Source organism: Mycobacterium sp., assembly GCF_035499775.1.
Taxonomy (GTDB): Bacteria; Actinomycetota; Actinomycetes; order Mycobacteriales; family Mycobacteriaceae; genus Mycobacterium.
Map to the genome: position 1 here is coordinate 1 of NZ_DATJYB010000481.1, position 15072 is coordinate 15072.

General features: G+C 66.0%; 15 protein-coding genes. 11 read left to right on the forward strand and 4 right to left on the reverse strand.

Annotation, left to right across the window (positions count from 1 at the left end):
- The 8 genes from VML93_RS29605 to VML93_RS29640 all read left to right on the forward strand — a co-directional run.
- Window positions 1-360: acetyl-CoA carboxylase biotin carboxyl carrier protein subunit (locus tag VML93_RS29605; protein ID WP_325615989.1), on the forward strand; the 360-nt coding region annotated here is incomplete at its 5' end.
- A gap of 7 nt (window positions 361-367) precedes the next feature.
- A complete protein-coding gene (locus VML93_RS29610) occupies window positions 368-1534 on the forward strand; it encodes an acyl-CoA dehydrogenase family protein (RefSeq protein ID WP_325615990.1) in 1167 nt (388 codons plus the stop codon).
- Complete coding sequence (locus VML93_RS29615; protein ID WP_325615992.1) at window positions 1531-2025, forward strand: MaoC family dehydratase; 495 nt, start codon at window positions 1531-1533, stop codon at window positions 2023-2025. The genes VML93_RS29610 and VML93_RS29615 overlap by 4 nt, the downstream gene beginning before the upstream one ends.
- The gene (locus tag VML93_RS29620) at window positions 2025-2846 is read left to right on the forward strand and encodes a CoA ester lyase (protein WP_325615993.1); all 822 of its coding nucleotides are present in this window, start codon (window positions 2025-2027) and stop codon (window positions 2844-2846) included. The genes VML93_RS29615 and VML93_RS29620 overlap by 1 nt, the downstream gene beginning before the upstream one ends.
- 177 nt (window positions 2847-3023) lie before the next feature.
- Window positions 3024-4115, forward strand: a complete 1092-nt coding sequence (gene pdhA / locus VML93_RS29625) for a pyruvate dehydrogenase (acetyl-transferring) E1 component subunit alpha (RefSeq protein WP_325615995.1) — start codon at window positions 3024-3026, stop codon at window positions 4113-4115.
- Between the two features lie 10 nt (window positions 4116-4125).
- Window positions 4126-5181, forward strand: coding sequence for a 3-methyl-2-oxobutanoate dehydrogenase subunit beta (bkdB, locus tag VML93_RS29630; RefSeq protein ID WP_325615996.1), 1056 nt, complete (start codon window positions 4126-4128; stop codon window positions 5179-5181).
- On the forward strand, window positions 5178-6371 hold the full coding sequence (locus VML93_RS29635) for a dihydrolipoamide acetyltransferase family protein (protein WP_325615998.1): 1194 nt from the start codon (window positions 5178-5180) through the stop codon (window positions 6369-6371). The genes bkdB and VML93_RS29635 overlap by 4 nt, the downstream gene beginning before the upstream one ends.
- Window positions 6372-6423: 52 nt before the next feature.
- Entirely contained in the window at window positions 6424-6660 is a 237-nt protein-coding gene (locus VML93_RS29640; RefSeq protein ID WP_325615999.1) for a hypothetical protein, read from the forward strand.
- Window positions 6661-6685: 25 nt separating this feature from the next.
- On the opposite strand, the gene VML93_RS29645 is transcribed toward VML93_RS29640, so the two are convergent.
- Both VML93_RS29645 and VML93_RS29650 read right to left on the reverse strand, forming a co-directional pair.
- Window positions 6686-7465 carry an enoyl-CoA hydratase gene (locus tag VML93_RS29645; protein ID WP_325616001.1) on the reverse strand — a complete coding sequence of 260 codons (780 nt, stop codon included), beginning with the start codon at window positions 7463-7465 and terminating at the stop codon, window positions 6686-6688.
- 36 nt (window positions 7466-7501) lie between these two features.
- The gene (locus VML93_RS29650) at window positions 7502-8470 is read right to left on the reverse strand and encodes a GlxA family transcriptional regulator (protein WP_325616003.1); all 969 of its coding nucleotides are present in this window, start codon (window positions 8468-8470) and stop codon (window positions 7502-7504) included.
- Between the two features lie 126 nt (window positions 8471-8596).
- On the opposite strand from VML93_RS29650, the gene VML93_RS29655 reads away from it, so the two are divergent.
- The gene (locus VML93_RS29655; RefSeq protein WP_325616004.1) at window positions 8597-10951 is read left to right on the forward strand and encodes an arylsulfatase; all 2355 of its coding nucleotides are present in this window, start codon (window positions 8597-8599) and stop codon (window positions 10949-10951) included.
- 31 nt (window positions 10952-10982) lie between these two features.
- Here VML93_RS29655 and VML93_RS29660 read toward each other — a convergent pair whose 3' ends face one another.
- Window positions 10983-12161, reverse strand: coding sequence for a hypothetical protein (locus VML93_RS29660; RefSeq protein WP_325616005.1), 1179 nt, complete (start codon window positions 12159-12161; stop codon window positions 10983-10985).
- A gap of 68 nt (window positions 12162-12229) precedes the next feature.
- Window positions 12230-12466, reverse strand: coding sequence for a hypothetical protein (locus VML93_RS29665; RefSeq protein WP_325616007.1), 237 nt, complete (start codon window positions 12464-12466; stop codon window positions 12230-12232).
- A 409-nt stretch (window positions 12467-12875) separates the two neighbouring features.
- On the opposite strand from VML93_RS29665, the gene VML93_RS29670 reads away from it, so the two are divergent.
- Together VML93_RS29670 and VML93_RS29675 are read left to right on the forward strand one after the other, a co-directional pair.
- On the forward strand, window positions 12876-13883 hold the full coding sequence (locus tag VML93_RS29670) for an adenosine deaminase (protein ID WP_325616009.1): 1008 nt from the start codon (window positions 12876-12878) through the stop codon (window positions 13881-13883).
- Between the two features lie 106 nt (window positions 13884-13989).
- Window positions 13990-15072, forward strand: a 1083-nt coding sequence (locus VML93_RS29675) for a hypothetical protein (RefSeq protein WP_414686482.1), incomplete at its 3' end; no start/stop codon positions are given.

The following is a 15072-nucleotide window of genomic DNA, read 5'->3' on the forward strand; positions in this document are numbered from 1 at the left end:
GGGGTGCGACGCGAATATCGGTGGGCAGAGGCCGACCGACACTTCTGGATCGCCGACGAGCGGGGCACCTGGCATATCCGCGAAGCCGAGGAGCAGAAGATTCACCGCGCGGCGGGGGACCGGCCGGCCGAGGTTGTCAGCCCAATGCCCGGCAGTGTGATCGCCGTCCAGGTCAGTTCCGGCGCCGAGATCTCCGAGGGTGACGTGGTGGTGGTGGTCGAGGCGATGAAGATGGAGCACTCGCTCGCCGCACCGGTTTCGGGACGAGTGGAAGTTCTGGTGTCCGTGGGAGACCAGGTGACCGTGGACCAGGTGCTGGCGCGGCTGGTCCCACCAGAGGGCTCAGAGGACAAGGGATAAAGGATCAATGACGACAACGATTTCTGGGGGCACGCTACCCAAGGAATACGAGGATCTTCGCGACACGGTCGCCGATTTCGCGCGCACGGTGGTCGCGCCGGTGTCGGCCAAACACGATGAGGAGCACAGCTTCCCGTACGAAGTCGTGGCCAAGATGGCGGAGATGGGGCTGTTCGGCCTGCCGTTCCCCGAGGAGTACGGCGGGATGGGCGGCGACTACTTCGCGTTGGCGCTCGCACTCGAAGAACTCGGCAAGGTCGACCAGTCGGTGGCGATCACGCTGGAGGCCGGGGCCAGCCTGGGCGCAATGCCGATCTACCGCTTCGGCACCGAGGAACAGAAGCAGAAGTGGCTGCCGGATCTGACGGCGGGCCGGGCTCTCGCAGGGTTCGGGCTCACCGAACCAGGCTCGGGCTCGGACGCCGGGGGCACGCGCACCACCGCCCGGCTGGAAAACGGTGAGTGGGTTGTCAACGGCAGCAAGCAATTCATCACCAACTCGGGCACCGACATCACGTCGCTGGTGACCGTCACTGCGGTGACCGGAACTATCGCGGACGGCAAGAAGGAGATATCGACGATCATCGTGCCCAACGGCACACCGGGATTCACCGTCGAACCGGTCTACAACAAGGTCGGCTGGAACGCGTCGGACACCCACCCGCTGAGCTTCGACGAGGCACGGGTCCCCGAGGAGAATCTGCTGGGGCCGCGGGGCAGCGGCTACGCGAACTTCTTGTCCATCCTGGACGAGGGCCGCATCGCGATCGCCGCACTGGCAACCGGGGTCGCGCAGGGCTGCGTCGACGAGAGCGTCAAGTACGCCAAGGAGCGTCAGTCCTTCGGCCAGCCGATCGGCTCCTATCAGGCGATCAGTTTCAAGATCGCGCGGATGGAGGCGCGTGCCCACGTCTCCCGCACCGCGTACTACGAAGCGGCGGCAAAGATGTTGGCGGGCAAGCCGTTCAAGAAGGAGGCGGCGATCGCGAAGATGATCGCCTCGGAGGCGGCGATGGACAACGCCCGCGACGCCACCCAGATCCACGGCGGCTACGGCTTCATGAACGAGTATCCGGTGGCCCGGCATTACCGAGACAGCAAGATCCTCGAAATCGGCGAGGGCACCACCGAGGTACAGCTGATGCTGATCGCACGATCGCTGGGGTTGCGATGAGCTCCGGCAAGTCAGTTGTCCAGCGGGGCTTGTGGTTTGAGGAGTTCGAGGTCGGCACCACGTATCTGCACCGTCCCGGCCGCACGGTTACCGAGGCCGACAACGTGCTGTTCACCACGCTGACGATGAACACCCAGTCGTTGCATCTGGATGCGGCGTGGGCCGCCGAGCAGCCGGGATTTCGGGGCGAGCGGCTGGTGAACTCGATGTTCACGCTCTCGACCCTGGTCGGCCTGTCGGTCGCACAGCTGACGCTGGGCACGATCGTGGCCAACCTCGGCTTCTCCGAGGTGTCCTTCCCCAAACCGGTTTTCCACGGCGACACCCTGTACGCGGAGACCGTGTGCACCGACAAGCGCGAGTCGAAGAGCCGACCCGGCGAAGGCATCGTCACCCTCGAGCACACGGGCCGCAACCAGCATCGTGACGTGGTCGCGCGAGCCGTGCGCACCACGCTGGTCCAGAAGCGACCCACCGACGGGGAGGCGTGATGAATCTGCGCGCCGCCGGCCCGGCCTGGCTGTTCTGCCCCGCCGACCGCCCCGAGCGGTTCGCGAAGGCCGCCGCTGCCGCCGATGTGGTCATCCTCGACCTGGAAGACGGTGTGGCCGAAGCGGACAAGCCCGCCGCGCGCAAGGCGCTGCGGGACACGCCGCTGGACCCCGAGCGCACCGTGGTCCGGATCAACGCGGCCGACACCGACGAGCATGCGCGCGACCTGGATGCGCTGGCCGATACCGCCTACACCACGGTGATGCTGTCCAAGACCGAATCCGCCGCGCAGGTGGATGCCCTCGGTCCGCGTGACGTCATCGCACTGATCGAGACCCCGCGCGGTGCGGTGTTCGCCACCGAGATCGCCGCGGCGTTGGACACCGTCGCGATGATGTGGGGTGCCGAGGATCTGGTCGCCACCCTGGGTGGCAGCTCCAGCCGGCACGCCGACGGCACCTACCGGGATGTGGCCCGCCACGCACGGTCGGCGGTCCTGCTCGCCGCATCCGCATTCGGCCGGATCGCTTTGGACGCAGTGCATTTGGACATCAAGGACATCGAGGGTCTGCAGGCCGAGGCCGATGATGCCGTGGCGGTGGGCTTCGACGCGACGGTCTGCATTCACCCCAGCCAGATCCCGGTGGTGCGCAAGGCGTATCGCCCCAGCGAGGAGAAGCTGGACTGGGCGCGGCGGGTGCTGGCGGCGGCCAAGACCGAGCGCGGGGTATTCGCGTTCGAAGGCCAGATGGTCGACTCCCCGGTGCTCAAGCACGCCGAAATGATGCTGCGGCGGGCGGGCGAAACGACCCCGCGGTGATGGCAGCAGCCACCCGGTCCCGGTGGTTGCGACACGGTTTGCGGTGCTGAGCCGATCACCCCGGTGCCCTGCGATTTGAGCGCATAATGGTGAAAGCGCCCGTGTTGCGGCGAGCCAAGCGCTCCGGATCGCGGCGGCCCGCCGCATCACCCGCGCCGACGCGAAGGATTGGGCGGTATGGCGGGGAATTCCCAGATGCCGACAACTGTCGACCTCGAGCCGGTGCAACTCATCGCCCCGGACGGGACGCCGACGGCCGAATGCCGTTACAGCCGTGACCTTCCCGTGGAGACACTGTGCTGGCTCTACGAGATGATGGTGGTCACCCGTGAGCTGGACACCGAGTTCATCAACCTGAAACGCCAGGGCGAACTGGCCGTGTTCGCGTCCTGCCGCGGTCAGGAAGCCGCCCAGGTGGGAGCGACGGCCTGCCTGCGCAAGACGGACTGGCTGTTTCCCCAATACCGCGAGCTGGGAACGTATCTCGTGCGCGGCATCCCGCCCGGACACGTGGGTGCCGCCTGGCGCGGAACCTGGCACGGCGGTCTCGAGTTCACCAGGAAGTGCTGCGCCCCGATGTCGATTCCGATCGGCACCCAGACCCTGCATGCGGTTGGCGCGGCGATGGCCGCGCAGCGCCTCGGGGAGGACTCCGTGACGGTCGCCTTCCTCGGCGACGGCGCCACCAGCGAAGGCGACGTGCACGAGGCGCTGAACTTTGCCGCGGTGTTCACCACGCCGTGCCTGTTCTACGTGCAGAACAACCAGTGGGCGATCTCGCTGCCGGTATCCAAGCAGACCGTTGCACCGTCCATCGCGCACAAGGCAATTGGCTACGGCATGCCCGGCATCCGAGTGGACGGCAACGACGTGCTGGCCTGCTACGCGGTTACCGCCGCGGCCGCCGCCCGGGCCCGGGCCGGCCACGGCCCGACGTTGATCGAGTCGGTCACCTACCGGCTCGGTGCGCACACCACCGCAGACGACCCCAGCAGATACCGCACCCAGGAGGAAGTGGACCACTGGGCCGCATTGGACCCGATTCCGCGTTACCGCACCTATTTGCAGGGCCAGGGACTGTGGTCGGACCGCCTCGAAGAACGGGTCGCCGCGCGGTCGAAGAGAATGCGGGCCGAACTGCGCGACGCGGTGTTCGACGCACCTGATTTCGACGTCGACGAGGTGTTCACCTCGGTGTACGCCGAAATCACCCCCGGATTGCAGGCGCAGCGCCAGCGGTTGCGCGACGAACTCGCCCGGAACGAGTGAGGAGCGGCGGATGACCCAGCTCGCCGATCCTCCGGCCGGTCCCGACCCGACGCTGACCCTGCCAGTCGCGAAGGCGGCACTTGGCGCGCAGTCGTTGACGATGGTGCAGGCGCTCAACCGCGCGCTGCATGACGCGATGGCTGCCGACGACCGGGTGCTGGTGTTCGGCGAGGACGTCTCGGTCGAGGGTGGGGTGTTCCGGGTTACCGAGGGCCTGGCCGAAACATTCGGTGAGGCCCGGTGCTTCGACACGCCGCTGGCCGAGTCTGCCCTGATCGGGATCGCGGTCGGGCTGGCGCTTCGCGGTTTCGTGCCGGTCCCCGAGATCCAGTTCGACGGATTTTCCTACCCTGCTTTCGACCAAGTGGTCAGCCATCTGGCGAAGTACCGCACCCGCACCCGTGGCGAGGTGAACATGCCGGTCACGGTCCGGATCCCGTCGTTCGGCGGTATCGGTGCGGCCGAACATCATTCGGACTCCACCGAGTCCTACTGGGCGCACACGGCGGGCTTGAAGGTGTTGGTCCCGTCGACTCCCGCGGACGCGTATTGGCTGCTGCGGTACGCGATCGACTGCCCGGACCCGGTGATGTATCTGGAGCCCAAGCGGCGCTACCAGGGTCGTGGAATCGTCGATACCGGCCGGCCGGAACCCCCGATCGGGCGGGCGATGGTGCGTCGGCCCGGCAACGACGTGACCGTGGTGACGTACGGCAGCCTGGTGAGCACCGCGGTGTCCACCGCGGAAGATGCAGAGCGGGAACGTGGTTGGAGCCTGGAAGTCATTGATCTGCGGTCGCTGGTCCCGTTGGACTTCGACACCATCGCCGCGTCGATCCACCGGACCGGCCGCTGCGTGGTCATGCACGAGGGGCCGCGAAGCCTGGGCTATGGCGCCGGTTTGGCCGCCCGGATCCAGGAGGAGATGTTCTACGAGCTGGAGGCTCCGGTGTTGCGCGCCTGCGGTTTTGACACCCCCTACCCGCCGGCACGGTTGGAGCGATTATGGCTGCCGGGTCCCGACCGGCTGCTGGATTGCGTTCAGCGCGTGCTGGAGCAGCCGTGAGCCCGGACGTCGCGCAGGAGCGGGTGAAGTCTTTCCGGGTTCCCGACCTTGGCGAAGGCCTCGAAGAGGTGACGGTCTCGTACTGGAACGTCGAGGTCGGCGACGACGTCGAGCTCAACCAGATCTTGTGCTCGGTGGAGACCGCCAAGGCCGAGGTCGAAATCCCGAGTCCGTATTCCGGCCGGATCGTCGAAAGACGCGGCAGCGAAGGCGATGTGCTCAAAGTGGGGGCGGTGCTGGTGCGCATCGACATCGCACCGGCCGAAACGCTCAACGGCGAGGCGCCGGATGACGCACCAGCCCCCACACTGGTCGGTTACGGCGCCGACGCGAGCATCGATACCAGCCGACGGCCCAACCGGCCGCTGGCCGCGCCACCGGTACGCAAGCTGGCCAAAGAACTTTCGGTTGATCTCGCGTCGCTGCCACGCGGCGCCGGCGAAGTGATCACCCGCGCCGATGTGCTGGCGGCCGCGTCCGTGTCGGCACCCGACGTACGACCAGTCCGCGGCGTGCAGGCCCGGATGGCAGAGAAGATGGCGTTGTCTCACAAAGAGATCCCGGCCGCCAAGGTCAGCGTCGAGGTTGACTGTGGCGAATTGCTGCGGTTGCGCGACCGGTTCCGCTCGGTGGTACCGGCGCCCGATCACGAAATCACGCCGTTCGTGCTGACACTGCGGCTACTCGTTATTGCATTGACCCACAACATCATTCTCAACTCGACCTGGGTCGACGCGCCGGAGGGCCCGCAGGTGCACGTCCATCGTGAGGTGCAGCTGGGTTTCGGTGTAGCCACCAATCGCGGGCTGCTGGTCCCGGTGATCGCAGACGCCCACCTCAAGACGACTCGTGAATTGGCCCGTCGTACCTCAGAGTTGATCGCCGCCGCGCGCGGGGGCACCGTCACGCCGGCGGAACTGCGCGGCTCGACGTTCACCGTGTCCAATTTCGGTGCGCTGGGCGTGGACGACGGCGTGCCGGTGATCAATCATCCCGAGTCGGCCATCTTGGGTATGGGGGCGATCAAGCCGCGCTCGGTGGTCGTCGGGGACGAGGTCGTCGCGCGGCCGACGATGACGCTGACATGCGTGTTCGATCACCGGGTCGCCGACGGCGCACAGGTCGCCCAGTTCCTGTGCGAGCTGCGGGATCTGATCGAGTCGCCAGAGACCGCACTGTTGGACCTGTAGCAAACCCCGAGATCTTTAGAATCCTCCAAGGCCTCGCGCCGATGCTTGGGGTATGGCGACCGCGGCGGAGACGAAGACCCTCAGCAGCAAGGCTGTCCGGCTCGGGTCGGCGTTGGTCTCCCTGGTCGCGGCGTGCGTTGTCGCACTGGTGATCTGTTTCGCGTATTTCACCGCTCCGATACCGGGAAATCGGTGTCATGCGCAGCACGCGACGGCGGAAGATGCGAGCGGGCGCACGCTGGCATGTGACCCGAAGACGATCGGAAGCCGAGAATTGGTCTGGCAATAAGCGTGAAGTCGTAGCTCGGCCGGACCTACTGTCGCTGCGGTCCTTGCGCTGCGGCCAAGCGGGCCGCGAAATCCGGCGACTGAATCGAATTCGCTTGCGGCCCAAGCTCTAAGCGCTTCGCGAGTTCGTGTTGCTCGTTGTCCAACGACCCGGGGCTCGCCGTGGCGCGCATCGTGGCCTTGGTGGCCAGCACCACCTCGCGCGGGGCGGCCGCGGGCCCGGCGGCCAGCTCGAGCGCGGCGGCCACCGGGTCGTCGGCCACGCTGAGCGCCAGCCCGTGCCGCACCGCGGCTTCGGCGTCCAACCGGATGCCGAACAGCAGGACAGCACGGGCGACCTGCGGGCCCACCGCCCGCTGCAGCATCCAGGTCGCGCCACCGCCGGGATGCAGTCCGAGTTTCTGGAAGCGCGCGTCGAACAACGCGCGTGGCCCGGCGATGCGCACGTCAGCAGCCAGCGCCAGGTTGAGCCCCGCGCCGACGGCCGCGCCGTTGACGGCCGCGATGGTCGGCAGTCGGCAATCTCCCACGGCCATGAAGCCGTCGTAGAGGGCCAGCAGTCCCGACTCCGCGCCCCCGCCGCCCGCAGCCCCCAGCGCACTCAGGTCGGCGCCGGCGCAGAACGCTTTGCCCGCGCCCGTGATCACCACGGCGTGCACGTCGGGATCGGCTTCGGCCTGCTCGACAGCGGCACGCAGCAGCACCGACATCTCGGCGGTCACCGCGTTACGCCGGTCGGGGTCGTTGACGGTGATGAGTGCGACGTGATCGTCGACGCTGAACAAGACAAGCTCGGATTGGGTCATCGCCGTAACAGTACTTCGCATCCGGACCGGCGGGCCTCAGGCGGTCTGGGCCGTAGCGCTCGGGCGCAGCGCGCCCGGCGAGCGGCCGGTGTGCTTCTTCACCAGCCGGTGCAGTGTCGCCGGATCTCCCAGCCCGACCGCGGCAGCAATCTCCTCGAGCGACATCCGGGTGGTTCGCAGCAGATGCAGCGAACGCTCAAGACGCACCCGCTGCACGAGTTGAAGCGGGCTGAGACCGACGGCAGTGCTGGTTCGCCGGGCGAGCGTCCGTGGGCTGAGGCCGCACCGGTGCGCCAGCGACTCCAACGAGTGCGATTGGTCTAAATGGTTGCGCACGAACGATTCCAGCGCCGCCACTGTGTCGTCCCGGGCCGCCAGGTGCGAAGGAATCAGAAAGCTCGCCTGCGACGTGCGCTGATCGACGACGAGGCGACTGGCCAGTTCGTCGGTCAGCGCCGCCCCGCCGAGGTGGCGCATGACCGCCAGCATCAGGTCGATGTGCGCGAAAGCGCTGCCCGCCGTCCAGATCGGCCCGTCACGTACCACCATCTCGTCGATCACCACGCGGGCCCCCGGTGCGGCCTCGGCCAACTCCGCGCCCAGCCACCACGTCGTGACACACCGCCGCTGGTCGAGTAGACCCGCGGCAGCGAGCACGAACACGGCGGTGCACGACGCGGCCACGTCGGCGCCACGGGCGTGCGCGCGCACCAGCCACCGGCCGGCTTCGGCGACGTCGGTGGCGTCCAGCCGGTCCGCGATCTCCGCTGCGGTGGCGGCACCCAGTCCCGGCATGACGACGACGTCGCGCGGTCTCGCGTTCACCAACGGCTGCGCCGGTGCGATCAGCCCGCCCCGCAAGGTAACTCGGCTCTCGCATGCGACGAAACGCAGATCGAAGGTGGGGCGGCCGATGATGCGATTCGCCGCGGACACCACGTCGATCGTGGTGCCCACCGCACTCGCGCTAGCTCCGTCCAGCACCAGAACGTCGATACCGATCATGTGGCGAATTATGCAAGAAAGTTGTTATTCATGCCAGTGGCGCGAAGGACCGCAGAAACCGCGTGCGCGGACTCGAACGGTGCCAGGATGGTGATGCAATGGAACGGACAGCCTCATCGAAAGGGCATGACCTTGACAGATGTCCCAACTCGCCACGTGTTGCCCATTCCAGATGTGAAACATGTCGGCTTGACCACATATGACGCCAGGGATCCCGACACTCATTACCCGCCGATCGTGGATCTGCGGCCGCCCGCCGGGGCGCCGAACATCCTGATCATCCTGCTCGACGACGTGGGCTTCGGCGCATCGTCGGCGTTCGGCGGCCCGTGTGAGACGCCGACGGCGGAGCGACTGGCCTCCGGTGGGGTGAAGTTGACTCGTTTTCACACGACCGCGCTGTGCGCCCCCACCCGGCAGGCACTGCTGACCGGTCGCAACCATCACTCGGTGGGTATGGGTGCGATCACCGAGATGGCGACGTCTGCTCCCGGCAACAACAGCATCCGGCCGAAGGACAAGGCTCCGGTCGCTGAGACGCTGAAGCTCAACGGATACTCCACCGCACAGTTCGGCAAGTGTCACGAGGTGCCGTTCTGGCAGGTGACCCCGGTGGGCCCGTTCACCCAGTGGCCGACCGGTTCGGGGTTCGAACACTTCTATGGGTTCGTCGGCGGCGAAGCCAACCAGTACTACCCCGGGCTGTACGACGGGACGACGGCGGTTGAGCCACCCAGGACACCCGAGGAGGGCTACACCCTCACCGAGGATCTCGCCGACCGCGCCATCACGTGGGTGCGCCAGCAGAAGGCGCTGATGCCGGACAGGCCGTTCTTCATCTACTTCGCCCCGGGGGCAACCCACGCACCGCACCACGTGCCCGCCGAATGGTCGGACAAGTACCGCGGGCGGTTCGACGCCGGCTGGGACGCGCTGCGCGAACAGACCCTGGCCCGGCAAAAAGAACTCGGTGTCGTCGTCTCGGATGCGGAGCTGACGGCCCGCCACGACGAGATTCCCGCCTGGGACGACATGCCCGACGATCTCAAGCCGGTGCTGGCTCGGCAGATGGAGATCTACGCCGGCTTCCTCGAACAGACCGACCATGAAGTCGGACGTGTCATCGATGCGATCGACGACCTGGGTGTCCTCGGCAACACGGTGGTGTTTTACATCCTCGGCGACAACGGCGCATCGGCCGAGGGTACGGTCAACGGCTGCTTCAACGAGATGACCACGCTGAACGGCATGCCCGGCATCGAGACTCTCGAGTTCCTGCGGTCGAAGATCGACGACTTCGGCACACCGGCGGCGTACAACCACTACGCGGTCGGCTGGGCGCACGCGATGTGCGCGCCGTATCAGTGGACCAAGCAGGTGGCATCGCACTGGGGTGGCACCCGCAACGGCACCGTCGTGCACTGGCCCAACCGCGTCACCGACACCGGTGGCATCCGCAACCAGTTCCACCATGTCATCGACGTCGCGCCCACCCTGCTCGAGGCGGCCGGTCTGCCAGCGCCGTTGTCGGTCAACGGTATTCAGCAAGCTCCGCTGGAGGGCGTGAGCATGATGGGCACGCTCTGCGACGCTGACGCGGCTGAGACGCACACGCTTCAATACTTCGAAATGATGGGCAATCGGGGCATCTACCACCGGGGCTGGACCGCGGTGACCAAACACCGCACTCCGTGGAAGGCCGACCAACCACCTCCCTTCGATGTCGACGTCTGGGAGCTATACGCACCCGACGACTGGACCCAGGCCCGGGATCTGGTGTCCGAGCTGCCCGACAAACTCGCTGAGCTGCAACGCCTTTGGTTGATCGAAGCGGTCAAATACAACGTGGTTCCGCTCGACGACCGTGGGTTTGAGCGAATCAACCCCGACATCGCCGGGCGGCCGCAGCTCATCCGCGGCAACAGTCAACTGCTGTTCTCCGGCATGCGGGTCAGTGAGGCCTGCGTCCTGACCCTCAAGAACAAGTCGCACTCGGTGACGGCCAGTATCACCGTTCCGGAAACCGGCGCCGCCGGCGTCATCATCACGCAAGGCGGTCAGGTGGGCGGCTGGAGCCTCTACGCCCATGAAGGCGTGCTCAAGTACTGCTACAACTTCTTCGGGATCGAGTACTACATTACCGCCGCTGATCACCCCATTCCCGCCGGAGAACACCAGGTGCGGATGGAATTCCGTTACGACGGAGGCGGATTGGCCAAGGGCGGGGAAGTCACCCTGTACTACGACGGCCAACAAGTCGCAGCGGGCCGCGTCGAGCGGACCCAGCCTCTGGGGTATTCCGCCGACGAAGCATGCGACGTCGGCTCCGACACCGGATCACCGGCTTCTCCCGACTACGGCGCCACCGGCAACCGCTTCACGGGGGACATCGCCTGGGTGCAGATCGACATCGGCGAGGACAGTCATGACCACCTCATCACCGCCGAGAACAAGTTCAACATCGCCATGGCGCACCAGTAGGCCTGAGCGGGCAGCGCTCGGCGAGTGCTGGCTACCGCGCCGCCCGCCGCCTAGGCGATACGTACCGGACCTTGTCACCGATGTTCACCGTGACCTCTGGCAGATCGGTTGTCCCGACCGGTCCCTCGTGGGAGATCTCCTGGCGCTTGCTCAGCGATGTGGCGAGCGAGCCGAGGGCTCCTGATGTCCGAAATATCTCAGCCCTCGAGTATTTAGGATGCACATCAAGCACCTTGACGCGCAGCTTCTCGATCGGCAGCTCACCAATCACTTCGCCGGTCTCGGGGTCGATAAGCCTGTCGCCGCGCTCTGACATCACTGCGAAGTCCATGCCGGATTTCACACCATGCTCGGACCCGCGGTTGATGATCAGCGTGTATTGGTCTTCGACGCGAGCGACGCTGCCTTCGTTGGGTTCACGCACCGTGGTTGCCAGGGCCGTCGTCTCACTCGGCTCGTCGTCATCATCGGTGAAGAACGCCTGCGCGGCGGGTTCGCGTGTCGCCGAGCCGTACTCCCCGTGGTAGGAGGGCTGGTGCGCGTTGCCCAACGCCAGTTCGGTCGCGGTTTTTGCTCGTACCGACTCAATGAGCGCTCCGAATATATGGCCATTCTGTAAATGACGTTGAGCCGCGGAAAGCCGATCGTCGATAAAGCGAAGAGACCTTTGCTCATCCAGAGTCGGGTAATCCGTGCTCGCTGATTGCTGATAGGGCCCCTGCTTGCTGTACCAGCGATGAGCGACGACGCCGAGGGCGATGGATAGCCCCGGAACAAAGACGATCGCGCATGCCTGCCCGATGGCGCTGTTCGGATGTGCAAGACCTCCAACGATGCCCAACGCGGCAACTACGCCGAGGATGGCCATGGTCAGCAATGGAGACGGTCTGAACTCGATAAGGCGGGTTAGCCACCTTTTGGCCAGCAGAGCGGCCTGGGGCGCCGCCGACGCGATGGAAGCCGCCAGCGCAGCCAGAGCGGACACGATGGAGGTTGCCAGCGCGGCAAGGGTTGCCCGCGCAGTGGGGGCTTTCGGAGCTTCTTCTGCCGCCTTCGGCTCAGGTTCGTGAGCCGTGTCGAGCTTGAACTCGGTCGTCGGCGCATCGACGGGCGTCGGCTCGGCGGAAGGCCCCGAGCCGTTGGTATCGGCGCCTGCTGTTCTTAAAGGTGGTTCCCCATTAGCCACCGTGCCATCATCCCACCGCTTCACGAGAAATAGACCGCCTTGTTGACGCCCCGAAAAACGGAGGACGTACCGCCGCGGTGGCGAGCGCCTGATCATGCAGGCGAAAGAAAGGTTTCTTTCGCACAGCGTGGGTACACGTCGACCTCATGAGGGGTACGGCGTGGAGAGTGGCGCAAGCACGACGTCGCGTCGAAGAACTTGCCGAGCGCGGCCAGAAACTGGCCGACCATATCCCGGTCACCAGGCAGGACGTAATACTGGCAAACCGTCGGGCCGAGGAAGCGCACCTGCGCGCGGAGGATACCCACCGTACGGCTGAAGAGCAGCATGCGCGGTTTGCGGAGCTACGGCGCGCCGAGCAGGAAGGTGGCGGCGTGCCGTCCACATCAGCCGCCCCGCGATAGCGGTTCAGCGTCCGGACTGTCGCGCAAAATTTGGCCCGGCACGCCGCCGGTCCCATCAGTCACTCCAATCGCCGGAGGAAAGGATATGGCTTTCGGCTCGGCCATCAGCGACAAATTCGGTTGCTGCGCAAGGTTTGTCGGAACTTGTCGCTGATAGCGGGACACAAAGACACACCCTGACATTTCGACGGGTGGGACTGATGTCGAATGCCCGCTTGGGATAGTGCCCGGCAATATCGAAGACGATGCACAATTTGAGCGGGTGGTCGGGAGCGCGGCGGACGGACTTCGCGCACCCGATCGAAGAGCTGATCGAGAAACGGACAAACCGATATTGAGTAGCGATGTCATAGATCGACTTCCCAAGGCGGAATTGCACGTTCACCTGGAGGGAACGCTGGAACCGCAGCTCCTGCTGGATCTGGCTGCCCGCAACAAGATTCCAGTGCCGTGGTCGAGCGCGGGGGAGCTGCGGGAGGAGTACGCGTTCTCAAGTTTGGAGCACTTCCTGTCGCTGCTGTTTCGCGGTGCGCAGGTGCTGCGGCAAGCCCAGGACTTCTACGACCTGACCCGCGCCTATCTTGCGCGGGCGGCGCGTGACCAGGTGCGCCGGGCAGAGGTGTTCTTCGGTTCCCAGACGTTCCTGGATGCCGGTGTCCCGATAAGCAGCCAACTCGACGGCATCTTCGCCGCCATCGACGACGCCCGAACCGACTTCGGCGTCAGCGCGGAGGTCATTCTCACCTCGCAGCGCCACCGTCCCAATAGCACCGCGCTCGAACTCGTGGAGCTGACGCTGCCCTGGCACCATCGGATCCTGGGATTCGGGCTTTCCGGCGCCGAGCGCAACAACCCGCCGTCGAAGTTCGTCGACTACTTTGCCCTGTGCCGGCGCCTGGGTTTTCGGACGACGATCCACGCGGGGGAGGACGGTCCGTCCAGTTACGTCCGAGAAGCGCTCGACCTATGCCACGCCGACCGCATAGACCACGGGGTTTCGGCCGCCGAGGACCCCGACCTCGTCGCCCGCCTGCGCGACGAGCAAATCCCGTTGACCATGTGTCCGCTGTCCAACCGCCAGCTCAAGGTGACCCCCGACCTGGCGACCCATCCTTTGGCGCAACTGCACAACGCCGGCGTGATGGTCACCGTGAACTCCGACGACCCGCCGTACTTCGGCGGCTACATCAACGACAACTACCGAGCCGTCCGCGACGCCCTCGGGCTCACCTCCGATGAGCTTGCCGCCCTGGCGATCAACAGCTTCACCGCGTCGTTTGCTGATCAAACCGACATTGACGCCGGCGCCACTGAAGTGCACGCGGTGCGCGCCGGCCAATAGCGCGATGCTCCAGTTGTCGTTGTTAGCAAGAAGTTACGAGGCCGGCGTTGAGGCGCTGCGCACTTTCGCGCGGCCATGGGTGGGTGCAGACTCGTGGCATGAAGCTATGTGGGCTCACCGCCGTCGCGCTGACCGCAGCGCCCCTGCCCCCGCCGCCGTCCCTGCGTCGGCCGGACGCGTCGATGCCAGCGAGGCTGGGGTGACCGCGCCCGCCGGCGGCCCTGAGCCGCGTCGCGTGCTGAAAGGTCTGTCGGACATACGCGCGTTCTTTCACAACAACAAGGTGCCGCTGTACTTCATCTCGCCGACCCCGTTCAACCTGCTCGGCGTTGACCGCTGGATACGAAACTTCTTCTACCTGACCTACTTCGACTCCTTCGAGGGCACACACTCGCGCGTGTTCGTGCCCCGGCGACGCGACCGCCGTGATTTTGACTCCATGGACGAGGTGTGCAGCCACCTCCTGTCCGATCCCGAGACGCTCGAGTTCATCGCGGGCAAAGGTCCCGGTGGCAAGGCCTGCTTTGTGATGATGAACGAGGAAATCCAGGCCCTCGCGCGTCAGGCGGGTCTCGAGGTTATGCACCCGCCGATCGAGCTGCGCCAGCGCCTAGGCTCCAAGATCGTCATGACTCGCCTGGCCGACGAGGCGGGGGTACCGAGCGTGCCTAACACGATCGGGCGGGCCGGCTCGTACGACGAATTGCTGGCGCTCGCCCAAAACGCCGGATTAGGAGATGACCTCGTCATCTCGATCGCTTATGGCAACGCCGGCAGCGGGACGTTCTTTGTGCACGGTCAGGGCGACTGGGACAAGAACGCCGGTGACCTGGTCGGGCAGGACCTCAAGGTCATGAAGCGGATCCGCAATGTGGAGGTGTGCCTCGAGGGTGCCGTGACCCGCCACGGGACCGTGATCGGCCCCGCGATGACGAGTCTCGTCGGTTATTCGGAGCTGACTCCGAGCCGTGGCAGCTGGTGCGGCAATGACATCTGGCACGAGGTGCTGCCGCCCGCACAGACGCACGCCGCGCGGGAAATGGTGGGAAGGCTGGGCGACGTCATGCGCCGCGAGGGTTACCGCGGTTACTTCGAGGTGGACCTTCTGCATGACCTCGACTCCGACGAGCTCTACCTCGGTGAGGTGAATCCGCGCCTGAGTGGCGCCAGCCCGATGACGAACCTGACC

Bases quoted from the DNA above. Each gene is read 5' to 3' on its own strand.
- VML93_RS29615 (WP_325615992.1), top strand. From the start codon at position 1,531: ATGAGCTCCGGCAAGTCAGTTGTCCAGCGGGGCTTGTGGTTTGAGGAG.
- VML93_RS29650 (WP_325616003.1), bottom strand. From the start codon at position 8,470: ATGATCGGTATCGACGTTCTGGTGCTGGACGGAGCTAGCGCGAGTGCG.
- VML93_RS29610 (WP_325615990.1), top strand. From the start codon at position 368: ATGACGACAACGATTTCTGGGGGCACGCTACCCAAGGAATACGAGGAT.
- pdhA (WP_325615995.1), top strand. From the start codon at position 3,024: ATGGCGGGGAATTCCCAGATGCCGACAACTGTCGACCTCGAGCCGGTG.
- VML93_RS29655 (WP_325616004.1), top strand. From the start codon at position 8,597: ATGACCTTGACAGATGTCCCAACTCGCCACGTGTTGCCCATTCCAGAT.
- VML93_RS29665 (WP_325616007.1), bottom strand. From the start codon at position 12,466: ATGCTGCTCTTCAGCCGTACGGTGGGTATCCTCCGCGCGCAGGTGCGC.
- bkdB (WP_325615996.1), top strand. From the start codon at position 4,126: ATGACCCAGCTCGCCGATCCTCCGGCCGGTCCCGACCCGACGCTGACC.
- VML93_RS29645 (WP_325616001.1), bottom strand. From the start codon at position 7,465: ATGACCCAATCCGAGCTTGTCTTGTTCAGCGTCGACGATCACGTCGCA.
- VML93_RS29620 (WP_325615993.1), top strand. From the start codon at position 2,025: ATGAATCTGCGCGCCGCCGGCCCGGCCTGGCTGTTCTGCCCCGCCGAC.
- VML93_RS29640 (WP_325615999.1), top strand. From the start codon at position 6,424: ATGGCGACCGCGGCGGAGACGAAGACCCTCAGCAGCAAGGCTGTCCGG.